Source organism: Dactylosporangium sp. NPDC051087 (assembly GCF_055586325.1).
Window position 1 is genome coordinate 16,217 of the sequence record NZ_JBVJIJ010000035.1, and the last position, 15,657, is coordinate 31,873.

At 71.0% G+C, this 15,657-nt stretch carries 30 protein-coding genes; 27 read left to right on the plus strand and 3 right to left on the minus strand.

Going from position 1 to position 15,657, the window contains the following annotated elements:
- Window positions 1-52: 52 nt before the first annotated feature.
- Entirely contained in the window at window positions 53-373 is a 321-nt protein-coding gene (locus tag ACZ6TV_RS45875; RefSeq protein ID WP_465306254.1) for a hypothetical protein, read from the minus strand.
- 26 nt (window positions 374-399) lie between these two features.
- On the minus strand, window positions 400-954 hold the full coding sequence (locus tag ACZ6TV_RS45880; RefSeq protein ID WP_465306256.1) for a hypothetical protein: 555 nt from the start codon (window positions 952-954) through the stop codon (window positions 400-402).
- A gap of 193 nt (window positions 955-1,147) precedes the next feature.
- On the opposite strand from ACZ6TV_RS45880, the gene ACZ6TV_RS45885 reads away from it, so the two are divergent.
- The 11 genes from ACZ6TV_RS45885 to ACZ6TV_RS45935 all read left to right on the plus strand — a co-directional run bounded on the left by ACZ6TV_RS45885 (window position 1,148) and on the right by ACZ6TV_RS45935 (window position 6,636).
- Window positions 1,148-1,345, plus strand: a complete 198-nt coding sequence (locus ACZ6TV_RS45885; protein WP_465306258.1) for a hypothetical protein — start codon at window positions 1,148-1,150, stop codon at window positions 1,343-1,345.
- Window positions 1,342-2,535: a tyrosine-type recombinase/integrase gene (locus ACZ6TV_RS45890; protein ID WP_465306260.1), complete on the plus strand. Its 1,194-nt coding sequence runs from the start codon at window positions 1,342-1,344 to the stop codon at window positions 2,533-2,535. Before ACZ6TV_RS45885 ends, ACZ6TV_RS45890 begins: the two co-directional genes overlap by 4 nt.
- A 280-nt stretch (window positions 2,536-2,815) precedes the next feature.
- A complete protein-coding gene (dcd, locus tag ACZ6TV_RS45895) occupies window positions 2,816-3,352 on the plus strand; it encodes a dCTP deaminase (RefSeq protein WP_465306262.1) in 537 nt (178 codons plus the stop codon).
- Window positions 3,349-3,684 carry a hypothetical protein gene (locus ACZ6TV_RS45900; RefSeq protein ID WP_465306264.1) on the plus strand — a complete coding sequence of 112 codons (336 nt, stop codon included), beginning with the start codon at window positions 3,349-3,351 and terminating at the stop codon, window positions 3,682-3,684. The genes dcd and ACZ6TV_RS45900 overlap by 4 nt, the downstream gene beginning before the upstream one ends.
- Window positions 3,681-3,992 carry a hypothetical protein gene (locus ACZ6TV_RS45905; RefSeq protein ID WP_465306266.1) on the plus strand — a complete coding sequence of 104 codons (312 nt, stop codon included), beginning with the start codon at window positions 3,681-3,683 and terminating at the stop codon, window positions 3,990-3,992. The genes ACZ6TV_RS45900 and ACZ6TV_RS45905 overlap by 4 nt, the downstream gene beginning before the upstream one ends.
- Window positions 3,993-4,332: 340 nt before the next feature.
- A complete protein-coding gene (locus tag ACZ6TV_RS45910) occupies window positions 4,333-4,869 on the plus strand; it encodes a hypothetical protein (protein ID WP_465306268.1) in 537 nt (178 codons plus the stop codon).
- 5 nt (window positions 4,870-4,874) lie between these two features.
- Window positions 4,875-5,273 (plus strand): hypothetical protein, encoded by a 399-nt coding sequence (locus ACZ6TV_RS45915; protein WP_465306270.1) that lies wholly within the window; start codon window positions 4,875-4,877, stop codon window positions 5,271-5,273.
- Window positions 5,274-5,341: 68 nt separating this feature from the next.
- Complete coding sequence (locus ACZ6TV_RS45920; protein WP_465306272.1) at window positions 5,342-5,593, plus strand: hypothetical protein; 252 nt, start codon at window positions 5,342-5,344, stop codon at window positions 5,591-5,593.
- A gap of 124 nt (window positions 5,594-5,717) precedes the next feature.
- Complete coding sequence (locus ACZ6TV_RS45925) at window positions 5,718-5,888, plus strand: hypothetical protein (protein WP_465306274.1); 171 nt, start codon at window positions 5,718-5,720, stop codon at window positions 5,886-5,888.
- Window positions 5,889-5,914: 26 nt separating this feature from the next.
- Window positions 5,915-6,070 (plus strand): hypothetical protein, encoded by a 156-nt coding sequence (locus ACZ6TV_RS45930; RefSeq protein WP_465306276.1) that lies wholly within the window; start codon window positions 5,915-5,917, stop codon window positions 6,068-6,070.
- Between the two features lie 122 nt (window positions 6,071-6,192).
- Complete coding sequence (locus ACZ6TV_RS45935) at window positions 6,193-6,636, plus strand: hypothetical protein (RefSeq protein ID WP_465306278.1); 444 nt, start codon at window positions 6,193-6,195, stop codon at window positions 6,634-6,636.
- A 124-nt stretch (window positions 6,637-6,760) separates the two neighbouring features.
- Here ACZ6TV_RS45935 and ACZ6TV_RS45940 read toward each other — a convergent pair whose 3' ends face one another.
- Window positions 6,761-6,979, minus strand: a complete 219-nt coding sequence (locus ACZ6TV_RS45940; protein ID WP_465306280.1) for a hypothetical protein — start codon at window positions 6,977-6,979, stop codon at window positions 6,761-6,763.
- A 322-nt stretch (window positions 6,980-7,301) separates the two neighbouring features.
- Here ACZ6TV_RS45940 and ACZ6TV_RS45945 point away from each other — a divergent pair, with 322 nt between their 5' ends.
- From ACZ6TV_RS45945 to ACZ6TV_RS46020, 16 genes are all read left to right on the plus strand, one after another.
- A complete protein-coding gene (locus ACZ6TV_RS45945) occupies window positions 7,302-7,658 on the plus strand; it encodes a hypothetical protein (RefSeq protein ID WP_465306282.1) in 357 nt (118 codons plus the stop codon).
- Window positions 7,655-9,145: a hypothetical protein gene (locus tag ACZ6TV_RS45950; RefSeq protein WP_465306284.1), complete on the plus strand. Its 1,491-nt coding sequence runs from the start codon at window positions 7,655-7,657 to the stop codon at window positions 9,143-9,145. Before ACZ6TV_RS45945 ends, ACZ6TV_RS45950 begins: the two co-directional genes overlap by 4 nt.
- A complete protein-coding gene (gene thyX, locus ACZ6TV_RS45955; protein ID WP_465306286.1) occupies window positions 9,142-9,846 on the plus strand; it encodes an FAD-dependent thymidylate synthase in 705 nt (234 codons plus the stop codon). Before ACZ6TV_RS45950 ends, thyX begins: the two co-directional genes overlap by 4 nt.
- Window positions 9,843-10,433 (plus strand): hypothetical protein, encoded by a 591-nt coding sequence (locus ACZ6TV_RS45960; protein ID WP_465306288.1) that lies wholly within the window; start codon window positions 9,843-9,845, stop codon window positions 10,431-10,433. The genes thyX and ACZ6TV_RS45960 overlap by 4 nt, the downstream gene beginning before the upstream one ends.
- On the plus strand, window positions 10,430-10,960 hold the full coding sequence (locus ACZ6TV_RS45965) for a hypothetical protein (RefSeq protein ID WP_465306290.1): 531 nt from the start codon (window positions 10,430-10,432) through the stop codon (window positions 10,958-10,960). The genes ACZ6TV_RS45960 and ACZ6TV_RS45965 overlap by 4 nt, the downstream gene beginning before the upstream one ends.
- Entirely contained in the window at window positions 10,935-11,159 is a 225-nt protein-coding gene (locus tag ACZ6TV_RS45970; RefSeq protein ID WP_465306292.1) for a hypothetical protein, read from the plus strand. The genes ACZ6TV_RS45965 and ACZ6TV_RS45970 overlap by 26 nt, the downstream gene beginning before the upstream one ends.
- Window positions 11,156-11,365: a hypothetical protein gene (locus ACZ6TV_RS45975; protein ID WP_465306294.1), complete on the plus strand. Its 210-nt coding sequence runs from the start codon at window positions 11,156-11,158 to the stop codon at window positions 11,363-11,365. Before ACZ6TV_RS45970 ends, ACZ6TV_RS45975 begins: the two co-directional genes overlap by 4 nt.
- The gene (locus ACZ6TV_RS45980) at window positions 11,362-11,658 is read left to right on the plus strand and encodes a hypothetical protein (protein ID WP_465306296.1); all 297 of its coding nucleotides are present in this window, start codon (window positions 11,362-11,364) and stop codon (window positions 11,656-11,658) included. The genes ACZ6TV_RS45975 and ACZ6TV_RS45980 overlap by 4 nt, the downstream gene beginning before the upstream one ends.
- A gap of 62 nt (window positions 11,659-11,720) precedes the next feature.
- The gene (locus ACZ6TV_RS45985) at window positions 11,721-12,200 is read left to right on the plus strand and encodes a hypothetical protein (protein WP_465306298.1); all 480 of its coding nucleotides are present in this window, start codon (window positions 11,721-11,723) and stop codon (window positions 12,198-12,200) included.
- Window positions 12,197-12,535: a hypothetical protein gene (locus ACZ6TV_RS45990; protein WP_465306300.1), complete on the plus strand. Its 339-nt coding sequence runs from the start codon at window positions 12,197-12,199 to the stop codon at window positions 12,533-12,535. Before ACZ6TV_RS45985 ends, ACZ6TV_RS45990 begins: the two co-directional genes overlap by 4 nt.
- Window positions 12,525-12,980, plus strand: a complete 456-nt coding sequence (locus tag ACZ6TV_RS45995) for a hypothetical protein (RefSeq protein ID WP_465306302.1) — start codon at window positions 12,525-12,527, stop codon at window positions 12,978-12,980. The genes ACZ6TV_RS45990 and ACZ6TV_RS45995 overlap by 11 nt, the downstream gene beginning before the upstream one ends.
- The gene (locus ACZ6TV_RS46000) at window positions 12,980-13,615 is read left to right on the plus strand and encodes a helix-turn-helix domain-containing protein (protein ID WP_465306304.1); all 636 of its coding nucleotides are present in this window, start codon (window positions 12,980-12,982) and stop codon (window positions 13,613-13,615) included. The genes ACZ6TV_RS45995 and ACZ6TV_RS46000 overlap by 1 nt, the downstream gene beginning before the upstream one ends.
- Window positions 13,615-13,962 (plus strand): hypothetical protein, encoded by a 348-nt coding sequence (locus ACZ6TV_RS46005; protein ID WP_465306306.1) that lies wholly within the window; start codon window positions 13,615-13,617, stop codon window positions 13,960-13,962. Before ACZ6TV_RS46000 ends, ACZ6TV_RS46005 begins: the two co-directional genes overlap by 1 nt.
- On the plus strand, window positions 13,962-14,228 hold the full coding sequence (locus ACZ6TV_RS46010; protein WP_465306308.1) for a hypothetical protein: 267 nt from the start codon (window positions 13,962-13,964) through the stop codon (window positions 14,226-14,228). Before ACZ6TV_RS46005 ends, ACZ6TV_RS46010 begins: the two co-directional genes overlap by 1 nt.
- Window positions 14,225-14,803 carry a hypothetical protein gene (locus tag ACZ6TV_RS46015; RefSeq protein ID WP_465306309.1) on the plus strand — a complete coding sequence of 193 codons (579 nt, stop codon included), beginning with the start codon at window positions 14,225-14,227 and terminating at the stop codon, window positions 14,801-14,803. Before ACZ6TV_RS46010 ends, ACZ6TV_RS46015 begins: the two co-directional genes overlap by 4 nt.
- Window positions 14,804-15,192: 389 nt before the next feature.
- Complete coding sequence (locus ACZ6TV_RS46020) at window positions 15,193-15,654, plus strand: phosphatase domain-containing protein (protein WP_465306311.1); 462 nt, start codon at window positions 15,193-15,195, stop codon at window positions 15,652-15,654.
- The last annotated feature ends 3 nt before the right edge of the window (window positions 15,655-15,657 follow it).

The following is a 15,657-nucleotide window of genomic DNA, read 5'->3' on the forward strand; positions in this document are numbered from 1 at the left end:
CGAACCACCTTCCGCCAGCACACCCGATCGCGTCCCTCGCCGCCGGTCCACGTCAGTCAATGCGCTCACCCTCGGGGAAGATCCGCGGCCCGGCCGGAAGCGCGCGGCCCGACGTCGACGGCACCCGCACCGGCCCGGCCGGCGCCGCGGCGGTGCTCGTCGGCGTGCTCGGCAGCTCCGCGCGGCCCGGGAGCCGGATCGTGCCGTACGACTGGGTGAATCCCTGCCGCCGGGGGACCTCGCGGCCCTGCAGCACCTCGACCCCGATACTGCGCAACAGCGCCACCAACTCGCGGCATTCGGCGACGTCGCCGCCCAACCTCATCTCCAGCATGGCGTGACCGTACAGCCCCACTTCGTACTCGCGCAGCACGCGTGTGTGAGCGGAGTGTGAGCGCCTCAGGCGCCGTCGCCGCGCTCCGCCTCAGGGTCCGTCCCCGGCGCGAACCACACCGCCGGCCCCGTCCGGTGCTGCCGGAAGCCCATCCACAGCAGCCTGACACCGGGGGAGTCCGCCGTGGGACCGACCCACGCCCGAAGCCCCCGCCAGTCGCCGGCGTCGACGAGCGCACAACACCGGCGGCACACGTACATCCGGTCCCCGGACCGGTAGTCCCCGGCGACCCCCACAAGCCCGAACTCCTCGAACGGGAAGAACGCCACGGTGTCCGGGCTGGCGCAGAAGTCGCACAGCCGTTCCCCGGGCAGCGCCATCCCGATCGGCCGCGGCTCCATGGGCACGCCGAGCAGCTTGGCCGCCTCCGACGCCGCGGCCGCGGCGATCGCGTGGTCCATCAACAGGGCCATCCGCTCACCGCCCTCCACCCGGGCGTGCTCCCGCAACCGGGCGAGCTCCGCCGTGTCACCGGCCTGCCGGGCGGCCGCGACCTTGCGCATCAGCCCGTGGAACCAGGCCGCGTCACTGTCACCTGCGGGGTCCGGAGGAAGCGTCACCGGCGCACCAAAATACGCATGGAGCACACGGTAATCCATGGATGTTGATCGTGGCCGCCGCCTCGCGTCGATGCCCTCCCGGGCGTCCGCCACGACGTGCAGCGCGCTGACCTGCGACGGAAGACGATCATCGCGGCACGATCAGGCTTCATAACCTGGCTTATGCCGCCTGATCTTCCGCTACCCTCAAGCGATGAAGAGCAGCACCGAGGAGCATGGCGCCGCGGCCGCGTGCGTCATCGACGACTGCGCGGACCCGGTCGACGCCCACGAGCTCGTCGAGCTGGCGATCCCACGCGCGCCGTACCACGAGCTGCGGCACGCCTGCGGGAAGCACCTGGAAGGCTTCCGCGCCATCGGCATCCCCATCCACCCGGCGGGCACCCGATGAGCGACGACGTCGTCCACGGCGAGGTGGTCCCGGCCGGCTGGCGCCGACCCGACACCGCGGTGGAGGTCCCCGGCCGCGGCCGCGACGCGCACGTGCCCCAGGGCGAGGACGAGCGACCGCTGTCGGCCGGCGCCCGCCGCCTGGTGATGGCCGGCATCCCCCAGAACACCCTGGACACCTACGCCCGGCCCTGGCAGCGCTTCACCGCCTGGTGCGAGGCGAACCATCTCTCCGCGCGCCCGGCCGCCGAGAGCACGATGATCGAGTACATCCACTCCCTCGAGCACCTGCCGGTCCACAACCGGTGCCGCAACGGCGTCCAGGTCGGCGGGGCGCCGTGCCTCGGCCACCGCCCGGCGCCGCCCAGCCTGTGGATCTGGTACTCCGCGGTGCGCTTCTACCACGCCATGGCCACGCCGACGTTCGCGTGGTACGGCGGCAAGAAGTTGTCGCTGGCCATGGCCGGCTACTGCAGCGACATGGTCAACCTGCTCGGCTGGACGCCCAACAAGAGCCCGCGGGCGTGGCCACAGCACGTGATGGCGATGATCGACGCCATGGACCCGGCGAACCCGAAGCACGCCCGGGACAAGGCCCTCATCCTGACCGGCTGGTACACCATGGCCCGGGCCAGTGACCTCGGCACCTACCGGATCAGCGACGTCGCCTTCACCCCGCCCGGTGTCGACCTGGCCCTGCGGGACAGCAAGACCAACAAGAACGTGGGCCGCAAGATCGAGCGGCGGGTCATGCGGTACGTCGAGGGCGACTCCCGCTACTGCGGGCCCACGGCCGTGGACGTGTGGATCAACCGGGAGCTGCGCGGCCGGTACGGCATCCGCGACGGCGCCCTGTTCCGGCCGTTCGGCAAGCCGGGCAAGCACAAGGTCATCCCGGCGCTGCTCCGCGGCGCCCGCGACGACATCAGCTACAAGATGTCCCGCGTCTCCATCAGCGACATCGTGAAGGAATGGGCGGTCACCGCCGGCGTGCCGGACGGCGAGTACTTCACCGAGCACAGCCTCCGCCGCGGCCGCGCGTCCCAGCTGCGTGCGCTGGGGATGGACCGGTTGGCGATCGCCCGCGCCGGTGGCTGGTCCCCGCACAGCAGCGCGCTGGACGAGTACCTGGAGGAGCCCGAGGCGTTCGACGACGCCGCACCCGCGGCCATCGGCCTGCTCGGTCTGTGACGAGGGTGCGCCCAGGGCTGACGCGGCGGGAGGGTTCGCCGGCGTGCTGTCGCCTGGATTCACGCCCGCCCTCCCCTGCCGTCGCCTGCACGTATGCGCGCAGCGACCCACGGGCGTAACGCCGGTGGAGCACGGTTCGGTCAAGTGCGGGTGCCGGTCCCAAACGGCGTCCCACGGGTTCACTGCGCACCGGCCAGCCTACTGAGTACTTTCCACAGTGCAAAGACATGATCGACGTCACAGATTGGTATCTGGAGGCGGTGGTGCAGCATCTGTTCTCGTGACGGTTCTCAGCGACGGAACGATCAAACGGCTCGTCGACGAGCTGAATCTGGTGACCCGGGAGGACGGCGGCCCGATCGTCATCCAGCCGGTCAGCGTGGACGTGCACCTGGACAGCTGGCTGTGCATCTGGTGCCGCGGCCGGGACTGCGACAGCGAGGTCCAGACGGGCCCGCTGACCCTGCACCCGGGCCAGTTCGTGCTGGGCTGCACCGCCGAAATCTTCAACATGCCGGATGGGGTGGTCGGTCACGCCGGCGGCAAGAGCGGGCCAGCACGTAAAGGCCTGGTGGTCGAGTCGGCTGGGCTGATCGACCCCGGCTTCTGGGACGGCCAGATCACGCTGGAGATGACCACGCTCGCTGGCCCCCTGCGCCTGGAGCGCGGTGAGCGGATCGCGCAGGTCGAATTCTCGTACACCGACCGGCCTGTGGTGCACCGGTACGGCTCCCCGGAGGCCGGCTCGCACTTCCAGGGCCAGCGCGGGCCCACCCGCTCGTGGCGGGACCGGCGGGCGGCTACCGTGGCGCCGTGAGCACACACACCCAGCGCATCCGGGGGTTCGCCCAGGAGGCCGCGCAGCGCGCCACGCTGGCCGCCGAGACCTGGGCCGTCGACCACGAGCTGGAGCTGCTGCAGTGCGTCCCGGCCGACCGCGACCGGCTGCGGCTGCTCGCCGGCGTGACGTACCTGCTCGCGACCGGCGCCGTGACCTGGAACCCCGACGATCCCGACGAGACCGCGGGCGTGGAGGCCGCATACCTGTCGCTGGCCATCCCGCCGGCGTTCGCCGTCGACGTCGACGCCGCCCTGCTGCAGGCGCGGGAGGCCGGCATCCGGTTCGCCGGTCTGGAGCCGGGCCCGTGACCATCACGATCCGCGTGTACGACCGCACCGAGCTGGAGCGCAACGGCGGGAACCTCGGCGGCGCGCAGCTGGGCGTGATCCTGGAGGAGTACCGGGCCTGCAAGGACGACCTGCTGCAGATCCACGGTCGCATGTGGAGGGTCGTCACGTGCTTCCGGATGTCCCCCCATGCGAGCACCTCCGAGCTGGCCCGGTTCCTCCAGCTGCCACGGCCTGAGCGGCAGCCGCGGGAGTCGATCCAGGACGTCCTCGTGGTGCCCACGGAGGCCCCGTGGGAGGCCGCTCGTACACCTGTCCGTCCATTGTGACCGTTCGGGTGAACCGAGGGCTGATTACGCCCGGTAACGTGCGTCTTGTACACGGCACGACGGCGACACGGGCGCCGGGGGAAGCACGCACGAGGCCCCTGGCGCCCGCTGCAACACCGCGAAACACGCAAAACCCCTGACCACACCCGAGCCTTGGGCGATCGAGGCTTGATCGGGTAGGTACCGCCACCCCTACACTCGGGGCATCGGCAGGCGGTCAGGGCCACCGGGGGTACATAGCTGAGGGTGTCTGCCAGGGGCGGGGGTACGAGGATCCCGGGCAGGCACCCACAGCCGTATTCCTGGCCCTTCCGCCGTCACACGGGGAAGGGGCCGCAGCATGGTGATGACCGCGCAGAGCGTCGCTCGCGCCGCGGCCCGCCCCGCCGCACGGCGGACCATCAGGGTCGCCAACCATCCACTGTGGACCATCCTCCCCCCGGGAGCGCTCGTGCTCGCCTTCGCCTTGGCCGCCCGCGCGCTGTGGTGGCACTGCCTGGCGGTCGCGCTCGCGGTCGTCACCCTCGGCCAGTCGATCGGGATGCTGATCGGCGGCGACACCCTGTACGCCGGCCACAGCTACGACCTCGCGCGCCAGATCCCGGGCGGGATGCGCACGTACGGCGTTGCCCTGGTCGTGCTCGGCGTGCTCACCGCGGTCGGGTACGGGCAAGCCCGGTCCGGCAACGGCAGGCTGCTGCGCTACTGCCTCGCCGGCGTCGCCAGCTGGTACATCGGGTGGCTGTGGCTGATCCTCGGCACGTGGCTGGTGCACCTGCAGGTGTACGCCTGGAACGGCATCTGGCTCAACGCGTTCACCGCGTTCACAGCAATCCTGGTCGCGTCGGCGGTCCCGCCTGACCCGGCCCGGACGTAGGCGCCATGCACCTGTGGACCCTGCTGGCGGAAGCGGCCGGGGGGTCCCAGGCGCCGGCGTGGTGGGACTACTCCAGCCAGATCCTCGTCGCCCTGGCCGGCGCCGCGGCCGTCTGGTACACCGCGCGCGTCACCCTGCGGGCGTCGAATGCCGCCAACCGCAACGATGCCACCCGCACCGACCACGAGCGTGACCAGGCGATCGACGCCCGCGCCGACGCCCAGCTGCTCGCGCTGTGGGCCCGCCTGGACGTGCTCGCCTCCAGTGAGGCGCGGCTGCGCGACGACAACGCGCGGTTGCTCGAGCAGATGCACAAGCTGCGGCTGTTCCTGATCCGGCTCGGCTACGACCCGGACACCTTGACCGCGTTCCCGCACGGACCTCCCGGCGGCCCGTCGCCGTGAGACAATAGAACAGACGTTCGATACGCCCTCGACTCGCCTCGGGGCGCCCACACGAAGGGTGCCTCACCATGACCTCTCCCGTCCCCACTGAGCAGCCGGTCGTCAAGGCCGCTGCGGTCGCCTTCGTCGGCGCCGTCCTGGCGCTGCTCGTCGCGTTCTCCGTCCCGGTCACCGACGACCAGCAGATCGCGATCCTGGGCTTCATCAACGCGGCGTTCCCGCTGCTCGGCCTCGTGCTCGCCTACCGGGCGTCGCAGAAGGTGACGCCGCTGTCGAACCCGAAGGACGCCAGCGGCCGGTCGCTGACTCCCAGCGCCTGACCTGCACACCTACCCCCGTTCCACGGAAACACGCGTGCGTGACTTGCGTGTTTAACGGGACGGGGGTAGTGTCGTTCCCGGGGGCGGCACTGGAACCCCGCCCACGAACCGAGGGGAGCGCGCCATGCCCGCCATGGACAGCGGCGACATCCGGGACTTCGTCCGCCAGGTCATCGCCGGTGGCGGCGACCAGGAACAGCAGATCCAGGCCATCAGCCAGAAGTGGATCGAGGACGCCCAGGAGGTCCACGAGCAGGCCTGGTTCAACGGTCAACAGTCGACGTACCCGGACTGACCCCCACCCCCCGAAGGAGCCCCACGATGACCCGCACCAACGGCGTGATCCTCCGCAACCGCGGCGCCGGCATGCACTTCTTCCGCGACGAGGCCAAGGCTGACGGCGGCAAGCGGTACCTGCACAAGCGCGCCCGCCGCCTGGAGAAGAAGGCCTGGAAGCGCGAGTACGGCCTGCGCTGACCTGCACAAACGAGCGCCTCGCATGGAAACATGCGGGGCGCTCTTGCGTGTTTCCACGGTATGGCTTAGGCTTGTGCTTGCGAGGCGGTACTGGAACCCCGCCCCCACCCCGAGGAGAACGCATGACCGAACACCTCACCGCGGAGCAGCTGGCCGAGCGGACCGCGGACCGGCAGCGGATCGCGGCCTTCCGCCAGGGCCGGATCGCCTGGGGAGGTAGCGAGCAGGCCGTCGAGACCTTCCGCCGCATGCTGTGGACCATGGTCGAGGCCCACCGGGAGATGGCGGTCCAGGAGCACGAGGACCGCAACACCGAGCTGCGGCGCATGGACAACGTCCTGATGACCCCCGACGAGTGGATGGCCCACCCGCTGGTGCCGGTCCTGATCCTGAGCGCGGACGGCTGGCGCGGCAGCAGGGGCGCCCGCGACTGGGAAGCCCCGATCTCCCTCGCGGAGTTCAAGCGCCGCGCCCGCCGGAGCTCGATCTCCAGCAAGCGTGGCTACCAGGGCGTGTACGCGGTCGAGTGGCTGGGCCGCGTGGTCAGCACCCCCGCCGGCGAGTAGCCCGACAGCAGAGGGCCCGCACCCCCCGTGGGTGCGGGCCCTCTGCCCTTCCCCCCGGAAGGACTTGCGCCAGCACGGTGACACCGTGCCGCCCCCGGGTCAACGTGCCCCCTCTACGGGCACTTCACTCCTCGTCGGGCAGCGGTTCCGTCAACCGGCGCCGGCCTGCCAGCGTCGGCGGCCGGGGGACAGCGGGCAGCAGCTCCGCGAAGATCATCCCGCGCTGGGTCAGCTGCCACTTCCACATCGGAGGGTGATCCGCCCGGGCGGCCGCGTTCCAGTCGACCGCGAGCCCCTGGGTCTTCCACGCGGCGAGGATCGTTCGGACGCGAACGACCGGCACGCGAGCACTCTCCGCAATCACCGCGGCCGTCAGCCCCCGTCGTGCTGCCCGTAAAACGCCTAGAACTGCCTGCTCCGTTTGGTTGATGCCCTCTTGTCCGACCAGCGCACTCATGTCCCCGTTCACACCCCTAGCCATAGTCGATCTAGCCGGTACCCTTGCGCACACACGGTGAAGTGCGCGGGGCAGCAAACCGATCCGTCTCAACATCATCACCCGTTCCGGACGGGAGACGCTTTCGCGTTTCCACCCTGGGACGGGCGATACCTCACACCCCCGCGCTCGAACTGCTGTACGAACAACGGGGAAGGGGTACCGCATCGTGGACCCAGCGCTGGACCCATCGACAAAAACACTTGCTGAGCTGCAAGAACGCTACGGACACGTCACGGACTGGCAGGTCCTGACCCGCTGGCCCGGCCTCGCCATCGGAACCACCACAGTGGACACCGGCCTCCCGGCCGCGCCCACCCAGCCGGCCGTCCAGCCGGACGCCGAGCAGCACACCGTGTACGCCCTGGTTGAACACGAACTCGGGCTGATCGCCATCGTCACCCTGACCCCGGACGAGCTGGCCGCGTTCGACTGCGCCGACCGGGACCTCCACACCGTCATCTGGCACCGGCTCCGCCGCCAGATCCACCGCTCCGCCGCCCAGGCACGGACGGTCACCCCATGACCCGGCCGTCCATGATCGAGCGCGAGGAAGCCGCCGCCCTCGCCTCCGAAGCCGTCATCGCCGTGCACCGCCTGCGGACCGCCTGGCCCTGGCTCGCCGAGCTGATGACCCCCGGCACCCGCACCAGCCGGCCCATCCGCCCGGAGGTCACCGGGCACCGCGCCGAGGTCGCCGAGGCCGAGTGGCACAAGGACCGCACCGCGGCGTTCCTCGCCCGCCAGGCCCGCCGCGCCCCCGGCGGCGTGAAGCCGACCGCCGCGGCGATCGGGCCCGTCAGCGTCCGCGCGTCCGTCACCGACGACATCGCGCGCCTCGCCGACCGCCTGTACATGCATGTGCACGGCGATCGCCTGGAGTGGCCCGTGCTGGACCACAAGCGGGTGACCATGTCCACCGTCTGCACGACCTGCAACGGCACCGGCGAGCAACCGCGGCCGCGATGGTGGGACGGGATCATCGGCCCGTGGCCGCCGGCGCCGCCGCCGCGCCTGTGGGGCAGGACCACGCACCGGATCGCTGTGGAGCCCGCTACAGCGCCTGCTGCGCCCCCGCTACCGCCCCGCTGCATCGCCTGCAACGGCGGGGTCCAGCACACGGCAGAGACGCTGTCGGCCGCTGACCAGCTGCTGTACACCGCTCTGGGGCTGCTCTCCGCCCTGCTACCGGCCGTCGAGCACCCCCAGCAGGCCCAGGACGCCCTGCGGACCCTGGACCGGTGCGACCGCGCCGTCCGCCAGGCCGTGGGCGCCGAGGACGACCGCCGCGTGATCCCCGCCCGGTGCCCCTGCTGCCGCAACCGGTCCCTCTACGCCGAGGTGTCCGCCCCGGACCCGGCCGGGTGGGTCATCCGGTGCAGCGCGCCGGCGTGCAGATGCACCGGCGCCCGCTGTGCATGCAAACGCGCCGCCCGCTTCAAAGGCCGCCGCCACCTGTGGCCGTCCAGCGAGTGGCACACCCCGAACGGCCTTGCCGACATCCTCGGCATCGACCTGCCCGACCTCGTCGACGCCGAAGGCAACTACGTCCGCGAGTGGACAGACATTGAGGAGTTGCCCATGTCCGACCTTGCCCACGGCATCACCCGCCACCACAGCTACGACGGCGGGAAGCTGACCATCACGATCAAGCACACCGGCGTCGACGGCGACACCACCCTCAGCCGCGAGCTGGAGTCCCCGGACCAGGAGGAGATCGACGCCGCGGAGGCCGAGCTGATCGCCACCGTGATCCAGGAGGTCACCGGCGACGAGGTGTCCGTGTACGTCCGCGTGGTCATCCCGGCCGCCATGACCGGCGGCGAAGAGGCCCGCGTGTTCACCGCCCGCGGCACCTGGAACGTCGATCACTTCGCGCAGCGCGCCTCCGGGATCTCGGGTCTCGAGGGAGCGGCACGCGCCCTCGGCCGGGCCGCCCGGGCGACCGCCGACACCGCGTACGAGGAGGCCGCCGAGGTCATCATCGGCGCCGGCAAGGCGGCGCTGGCATGAGCGTGATCACCGACCGGGAGATCCCCCGCTACACCTCGCTGATGGCCGTGGCGATCAAGCAGTACGTCGGCTCGGACGCCGTGATCTGCGACGCCGCCCGCGTGTCGACGCTCGGCGACGACGCCGACCAGGTCGTGAAGACGATCGAGGACAACGCCGGCCTCATCACGTTCCTGATGTCCAACAAGCACGGGTCGCCGTTCGAGCACGGGTCGATCACCTTCATCGTTACGGCGCCGATCTTCGTGCTGTGGGACCACGTCCGGCACCGCATCGGCGTGTCCTACAACATCGAGTCCAGCCGGTACCGGCGCCTGCGCCCCCGGTTCTTCTGCGCCAGTACCGCGCGCACCCAGACGGGCAAACCCGGCCACTACGTCATGACGGACGGCACCGAGGAGCAGGCCCAGGCGATGTTCCAGGCCCACGACATCGCGAACACCGCGGCGTGGGAGCAGTACCTCGCGATGCTCGACCTGGGCATCGCCCGGGAGCAGGCGATGCAGGTCCTGCCCATGAACACGATCATCAGCGCGTACGTGACGATGAACCCCCGCTCGCTGATGAAGTTTTTGGAGCTGCGCCTGGGCCCGGCCCGCCGGGAGCTGCAGGTCCTCGCCGGCATGTACCAGCAGGCCCTGGCCATGTACTGGCCGGCGACCGCCGCGGCGTTCGAGGCGAACGGGCGGATCGCGCCGTGACCGATCTCCTGGTCGAGCAGCCGCCCCCAGCGCCGAACGACGCCGAGCCGACCGTGCCCATCGTGATCGACGACCTTCGCCGGCGGATGCAACTCGGGGTCGAGCGGTACGGCGTCGCCCTCCAGCCGCACAACGGCCGCGACACCCTGCGCGACCTGTACGAAGAGCTGCTCGACGCAACCATCTACCTGCGGACGCTGATGCGCGAGCAGGAAGGCCACATCCTGGTCCCGATCGAGGCCGCCAAGGCCGTGCTGGACCTGGTGGTCGCCGGGATGTCGTTCTCCAGCGGGTTCATGGACGACGAGGAGGTCGAGACCCTCCGCGCGTGGGCCGTCCGCCTGGGTGTCGACCCGATCGAGGCGACCCCCTTCGCGTTCATGCGGAAGTACCAGCACCAGTACGTGCCCGGCTCCCGCAACGGCGCCTACCAGGTGACGTGCAGGCACTGCCACGGGCTGCCCGCCCTCAACTGCCACACCCACCCCCGGCACGCCTTCGAGATGGCCCCCGGCGGCCTGTGCGAGACCTGCGGGCACACGAGCTCCACCGGCGAGCACGACACGATCAAGGAGATCCCGCAGTGACGAGCGACCCGCGCGCGATCGCCGCGCTGGACGAGTACACCTCCCGCGCGACCCTGTACAAGAAGTCGTGGCTGAGCACGGCCGCCACTGAGATCGGGCAGGTCCTGCTGTGGCCGATGAGCCCCTGGCCTGAAGCGTTGTACGTCGGCGCCACCCGCAGCTACTTCGTGCGCGTCGACGACATCGCCCCGAACATGCAAGGTCCCGCCTACGTCGCCGCCCCGTTCCGGCAGCTGGACAGCAACGACGACGGGCAGGAACGCGGCTGCACCCAGCGGGTGCGCCTGGAGACCGCGGACGGGCACAAGGTCACCGACCTGCACGTGCTGCCGCTCACGATGGACCGGCCGGCCAGCCCGTTCGAGATCATCGGGTGGGGCACGCGCGTGTTCATGCGCCAGCCGGCGCCGCTGCTGCGCCTGCCCGGGTCACAGCTCGTCCGCTACCGGGAGGGCCTGCTCTGGTTCGTCTCCGACGACTTCGTCCACCACCTGGATCCCGATGTCGTGTCCCCGCCCGCAGGGTGACCTGTGCACGGACCCGGTGCTGGTGACCCGGGTCCTGCCGCTGTCGGCCGACCGCGGCACCGGCGTGCACGAGAGCCGCTGGTCGGAGTGCACCGTGTGCGGGTACGTCGGGGCACCGTGGGACGGCACACAGCAGCCGCTCGCCGACGCCGTGCACGTGCCGGGCAGCAAACCGGACCTGATGCGGGAGGCGCCGTGAGGTGGCCACCGGTCCGCCGCGACAACCTGCTGTGGTGGCTGTGGTGCTGGAGCTCGTGCGCGATGCTCGGCCTCAAGCTGGGCGGGGCGCACGTCTCCTGGGGTGTGGTGCTGCTGCCCACGCTGGTCCTGGCCGTGATCCTGCTGGCCGGGCTCGTCGTGTTCGGGGTGCTGCTCACCCGTGACGCCCGCTGGTGGTGGCGGTGACGTCCCCACGCCGGCCGGACGGGTGGCAGTCCTCCAGCAGCGAGTACCTCGGCGGTGGGCTCCAGCTGACCAAGACGTGGACCGATTCCCTCGTGGGCGAGGTCCTCCACGCCGGCGGCCGGTGCGCCGCGGTGCTCGCCTGGGCGCGACAGGCCGCCGAGGACGAGCACGCCATGCACACAGGTCACGACTGGGGCAGCGACCGCCCGGACCGCCCGATCACGGCCTGCCGCCGCGACGCCTGCCAAGAAGCTGTCAGTCTCCTGTTCAGCGCAGAACGTGATCATGAGTAAAGATCGATGGATCATTGAGTAGTGGTGACCGCATACCTGCCAGCCGCGCGGAAGGACCCGACATGGCACAGCAGATGACCTTGCACCTGGACAACGTGATCGTGGACGGAGGGCTCCCGATCGCCGGCGTCCTCTACCTGTCCCACGAGCCGTCCCCGGCCCGCCCGGCCGGGCTCGCCACCATCCCTGACCGCCGCTGGTCGCACATCGACCCGGCCGGGCACTATCACGCCTACGGCATGGACCTCGGGTTACCCACGCTCACCCTGACGTCGATCGGGTACGCCTGCCTGATCTGCGGTGCCCCCGTGGTCCCCGGCTCCACGGACGCCCTCGCCGAACGCGCCCCCGGCAAGTCCACCGAGTGCTGGACCCTGGCGCTCCCCCGTGAGTCCAACGGGCAACCGATCTCCTTCCACGCCGCGGTCACCGGCGACCACGAGCTGTTCGGGATCGCGACCCCCGCCAACGCCACCATCGGCGCGCCCTGGAGCGAGCTGTACGTGGGCATCACCCCGCTGGGCCGCCGGCGGACCGAATGATCGGCCAGCTGAGGGTGATCCGGCTGTCCCCGAACCGGTGGCACTGGCTGCCCGCCACGAACCTCCGCGTCCGCTTCACCGGCCTGTTCCCCTCCAAGGTCCACTACCTCGAGGTGCCCGTCCGGGTGGTCCAGCGGTTCGGGCAGCCGATGTCCTCCCAGGTGCGGGTGTACGTCAAGGTCGGCCGCGCCGTCATCGAACGCTGGTACGAGTCCTCCTGGGAGATCCCCTGGGCGCACACCCCTCTGTCCGTCACCGTGGGCTTCCGCACCCTCCAGGTCCAGGCACTCCTGGGCGATCAGGCCGACACGATCACCCTGCCCCATGCTGCGTGAGTGGCAGACCGGCCCCGATCACCTGGGGTACACGTGGCTGTACGCAGAGGACTCGGACACGGGGTACGTCCTCGCCCGCCGCGTCGACCTATTTTGGATGACCTTGGCAGGCTTCCCCACCGCCTCAGCCCGCCTCTGGAACCAGGAACAGCTGCGCCGCCAGGCCTACATCAACCTGGGGGTGCTGCAGGAGATCCGCAAGGCCGCGGCCGCCCGCGGGCTCGTCGACGTCGAGCTGGTCGGCGGCGGCCCCTGCGACGGCGACGTCCTCACCGTGCCCACCGACAGGACCGGCGCCCCCATCAACCGCCGCTGGCTCAAGCCCACCGCCGTACCCATCGGGTCCACCCGCGCCACCGGCCCCGGCGTGCCCACCTACGAGGCGCACGCCTTCCCCTCGATCACGTCCCGGCGCTGGCCGTTCACATACAAGGGAGCCACCTGATGACCGCCCCCGTGCAGCCCCTGAAGATGATCCCGGTCGACCACCGCAAGCGGGGCACCCCACCGCCCACCGGCCGCCGGTTGCGGCACCACCCGGACGACGCCGCGTGGCGGATGGAGCTCGGCCGCCGGCTGCGCCGCACCCGCGAGGCACAGGGCGTGTCGCACCGCACCCTGGCCGCCCGCATCGACTCCTACACCTCCACCATCTGCCGCCTGGAGAACGAGGGCTGCTCCGTCACGTTCTCCCTGCTCAACCGCTACCTGCACGGCCTGGACGTCAAGAGCGTCGAGTACCACGTCCAGGGCCTGGGCCTGCCCCGCATGACCGCGGACCTCGTGAACGCCCTGCAGCTGGAGGAGGACGCCCCGGTCGGGCTGGCGAAGCTGGACGCCGCCCGCCACTCCCTGTGGGTGCAGCTGGTCGGCCACCGCGCGTCCGGCCGGCTCCGCCAAGCGGACGCCGCCCGCGTGGTCGGGCTGATGGGCCGCTCCACCCTGTCCAGCTTCGAGAACGTCAGCACGGACGGGTCCGCGCTCGCCACCTACCAGCGGTACGCGCGAGCGATCGGCGCCGGTATCGGCCTGCCCGGACAGCCGTCGATCGCCCTCACCTTCGAGGGCCTCGCCCCCTGATGGTCGAGGAACTGACCCGCCGCATGCCGCCGCTCGCGATCGGCGTCGAGGACGGTGAGCCCGTCGAGTTCGTCACCGTCGACCACATCCGGGACTGGTGGCCGTGGTTCGCGAACGCCGCCGGGCGCATCCGCGGCTGGTGCTGGCGAGGCCGCCCGGGCGGGCCCCTGCTCGCCGCGGTGACCGTCGCCGAGTTCGCGCACGCACTGGGACGGCCGTACACGGAGGACGGCCGGACCGCACACACCCCGGAAGGCAAGAAGATCTACCGCTGGGCGGACGTGATGCGCGCGGAGTCCCGCGCAAACGAGTCCGCCGCCGGCGCCCCGAGGAAGGAAAGCACCTGATGCAGAAGCTCGTAGTCCTGTTTCGGATCCAGGGCGAGACCCTGGACAAGCGCACGATCACCGGGCCCGTGGTGGAGGGCTGGACGGAGCAGCGCGCGGACGGCACCACCTGCATGACCGTGTACGTCGCGGAGAACGGCACCAGGACCGCCACCCACTGGTTCGCCGACGTCGTCACCTACACCCTGGACCACGAGGCCGCCGATGACACCGCGGCGGCGGCGGCGATCAAGCAGGCACAGGCACCGGAGCCGGTGACGCCATGACCCCCAACGCCCCCGGGGCCCACCGGTTCACCGACAACGACACCTACCTGCGCGCCGTCCGCGGCGGCGGCATGGTCCGCTGCATCAAACCCGGCCGCGGCTGGATCCTCGCCCCCCGCGTCCGCCAGCTGTGCGACCTCGGGTTCCCCGACACGATGATCGCCAGCCAGCTGCAACGCGACTACGGCATCCACATGACCCAGTCCAGGGTGTCGTCCATCCGCGACCGCTACGGGATCACCGCCGGCCGCGGCCGCGGGACCCTGACCACCGAGGAACGGGACCAGCTGGCCGCGATCCCCGTCCCCCCGCTGGAGCACATCGAGCCCGACCTCGACGCCGCCGTGCGGATCGTGACCGCGAACGCCGCGGCGCTCACCTCCCGCCACAAGCTGGCCCTGGTGACCGCCGTCCTCGACGACGAGCGCCCACGCTGCGGCGCCCGCGGGTTCGCCGTGACCGACCGCAACTACGAGGGCTGCATCCTGAAACCCCACGGCGCCGACATCGACCACGAGTACGGGGAGATCCCCCCCGAGGTGTGGGCCCGCATCCGCGCCTCCTACGCCGCCTGAATTCACCCGATCGGGTGACACCAGCGGTTGCCCACAGTCGACACGTCACGGTAAGGTCCACACCGAGTCACCGCCCGGCCGAACGCGAGCCGGGACCCCGGTGGCGGTACGTGCCCGCGCGGCACAGCACCACCTCCCCGCACACGCGGGGGTGATCCACAGGCGTCTCTGGCAAAGACCGCCCTCCCCGCGCACGCGGGGGTGACCCACCGACGTAACGGCGCCTGATCAACGCCCGAACGCCATGCATCACCGGACGGCTCTGGACGTCTCCGGTCGATGAGGATGCCAACGCACGAGCTGCGAGACCACGAAGCGGCGGGACCCCCGGCAGGGACCCGCCGCTTCGCTGCGCCACAACCGCGACACACCGCCGCTACCCTCCCGCCATGACCATCACCACCCCACCGCGTACGCCCACAGCCGTCATCGTGGACGTGGACGGCACCGTCGCCGACATGGGCAAAGGCGAGCCCGGCCGCCGCTCCCCCTACGACTGGCACCGCGTCCACGAGGACACCCCGATCAACCGCGTCATCGACCTCGTCGCAGTCCTCCGCGCCACCGTCGACGAGGTCATCTGGATGTCCGGCCGCGACAGCCGGTGCCACACCGCCACCGTCACCTGGCTCCGCCAACACGCCGGGTTCATCCGCACCCGCGACCGGCTGTACATGCGCCCCGCCGGCGACCAACGCGGCGACGAGATCATCAAGCACGAGCTCTACCAGCGGCACATCGCCGGCAACTTCACCATCGCCTGGGTCATCGACGACCGCAACAAGGTCGTCCGCATGTGGCGCGAGCAGCTGGGCCTCCCCGTGCTCCAGGTCGCGGACGGCGACTTCTAGCCC

What these genes read in the sequence shown, in the direction of transcription:
- ACZ6TV_RS45885 (WP_465306258.1), top strand. Translation starts at nt 1,148, where the DNA reads ATGAAGAGCAGCACCGAGGAGCATGGCGCCGCGGCCGCGTGCGTCATC.
- ACZ6TV_RS45890 (WP_465306260.1), top strand. Translation starts at nt 1,342, where the DNA reads ATGAGCGACGACGTCGTCCACGGCGAGGTGGTCCCGGCCGGCTGGCGC.
- ACZ6TV_RS45910 (WP_465306268.1), top strand. Translation starts at nt 4,333, where the DNA reads ATGGTGATGACCGCGCAGAGCGTCGCTCGCGCCGCGGCCCGCCCCGCC.
- ACZ6TV_RS45915 (WP_465306270.1), top strand. Translation starts at nt 4,875, where the DNA reads ATGCACCTGTGGACCCTGCTGGCGGAAGCGGCCGGGGGGTCCCAGGCG.
- ACZ6TV_RS45920 (WP_465306272.1), top strand. Translation starts at nt 5,342, where the DNA reads ATGACCTCTCCCGTCCCCACTGAGCAGCCGGTCGTCAAGGCCGCTGCG.
- ACZ6TV_RS45925 (WP_465306274.1), top strand. Translation starts at nt 5,718, where the DNA reads ATGCCCGCCATGGACAGCGGCGACATCCGGGACTTCGTCCGCCAGGTC.
- ACZ6TV_RS45930 (WP_465306276.1), top strand. Translation starts at nt 5,915, where the DNA reads ATGACCCGCACCAACGGCGTGATCCTCCGCAACCGCGGCGCCGGCATG.
- ACZ6TV_RS45935 (WP_465306278.1), top strand. Translation starts at nt 6,193, where the DNA reads ATGACCGAACACCTCACCGCGGAGCAGCTGGCCGAGCGGACCGCGGAC.
- ACZ6TV_RS45950 (WP_465306284.1), top strand. Translation starts at nt 7,655, where the DNA reads ATGACCCGGCCGTCCATGATCGAGCGCGAGGAAGCCGCCGCCCTCGCC.
- thyX (WP_465306286.1), top strand. Translation starts at nt 9,142, where the DNA reads ATGAGCGTGATCACCGACCGGGAGATCCCCCGCTACACCTCGCTGATG.
- ACZ6TV_RS45970 (WP_465306292.1), top strand. Translation starts at nt 10,935, where the DNA reads ATGTCGTGTCCCCGCCCGCAGGGTGACCTGTGCACGGACCCGGTGCTG.
- ACZ6TV_RS45985 (WP_465306298.1), top strand. Translation starts at nt 11,721, where the DNA reads ATGGCACAGCAGATGACCTTGCACCTGGACAACGTGATCGTGGACGGA.
- ACZ6TV_RS45990 (WP_465306300.1), top strand. Translation starts at nt 12,197, where the DNA reads ATGATCGGCCAGCTGAGGGTGATCCGGCTGTCCCCGAACCGGTGGCAC.
- ACZ6TV_RS45995 (WP_465306302.1), top strand. Translation starts at nt 12,525, where the DNA reads ATGCTGCGTGAGTGGCAGACCGGCCCCGATCACCTGGGGTACACGTGG.
- ACZ6TV_RS46000 (WP_465306304.1), top strand. Translation starts at nt 12,980, where the DNA reads ATGACCGCCCCCGTGCAGCCCCTGAAGATGATCCCGGTCGACCACCGC.
- ACZ6TV_RS46005 (WP_465306306.1), top strand. Translation starts at nt 13,615, where the DNA reads ATGGTCGAGGAACTGACCCGCCGCATGCCGCCGCTCGCGATCGGCGTC.
- ACZ6TV_RS46010 (WP_465306308.1), top strand. Translation starts at nt 13,962, where the DNA reads ATGCAGAAGCTCGTAGTCCTGTTTCGGATCCAGGGCGAGACCCTGGAC.
- ACZ6TV_RS46015 (WP_465306309.1), top strand. Translation starts at nt 14,225, where the DNA reads ATGACCCCCAACGCCCCCGGGGCCCACCGGTTCACCGACAACGACACC.
- ACZ6TV_RS46020 (WP_465306311.1), top strand. Translation starts at nt 15,193, where the DNA reads ATGACCATCACCACCCCACCGCGTACGCCCACAGCCGTCATCGTGGAC.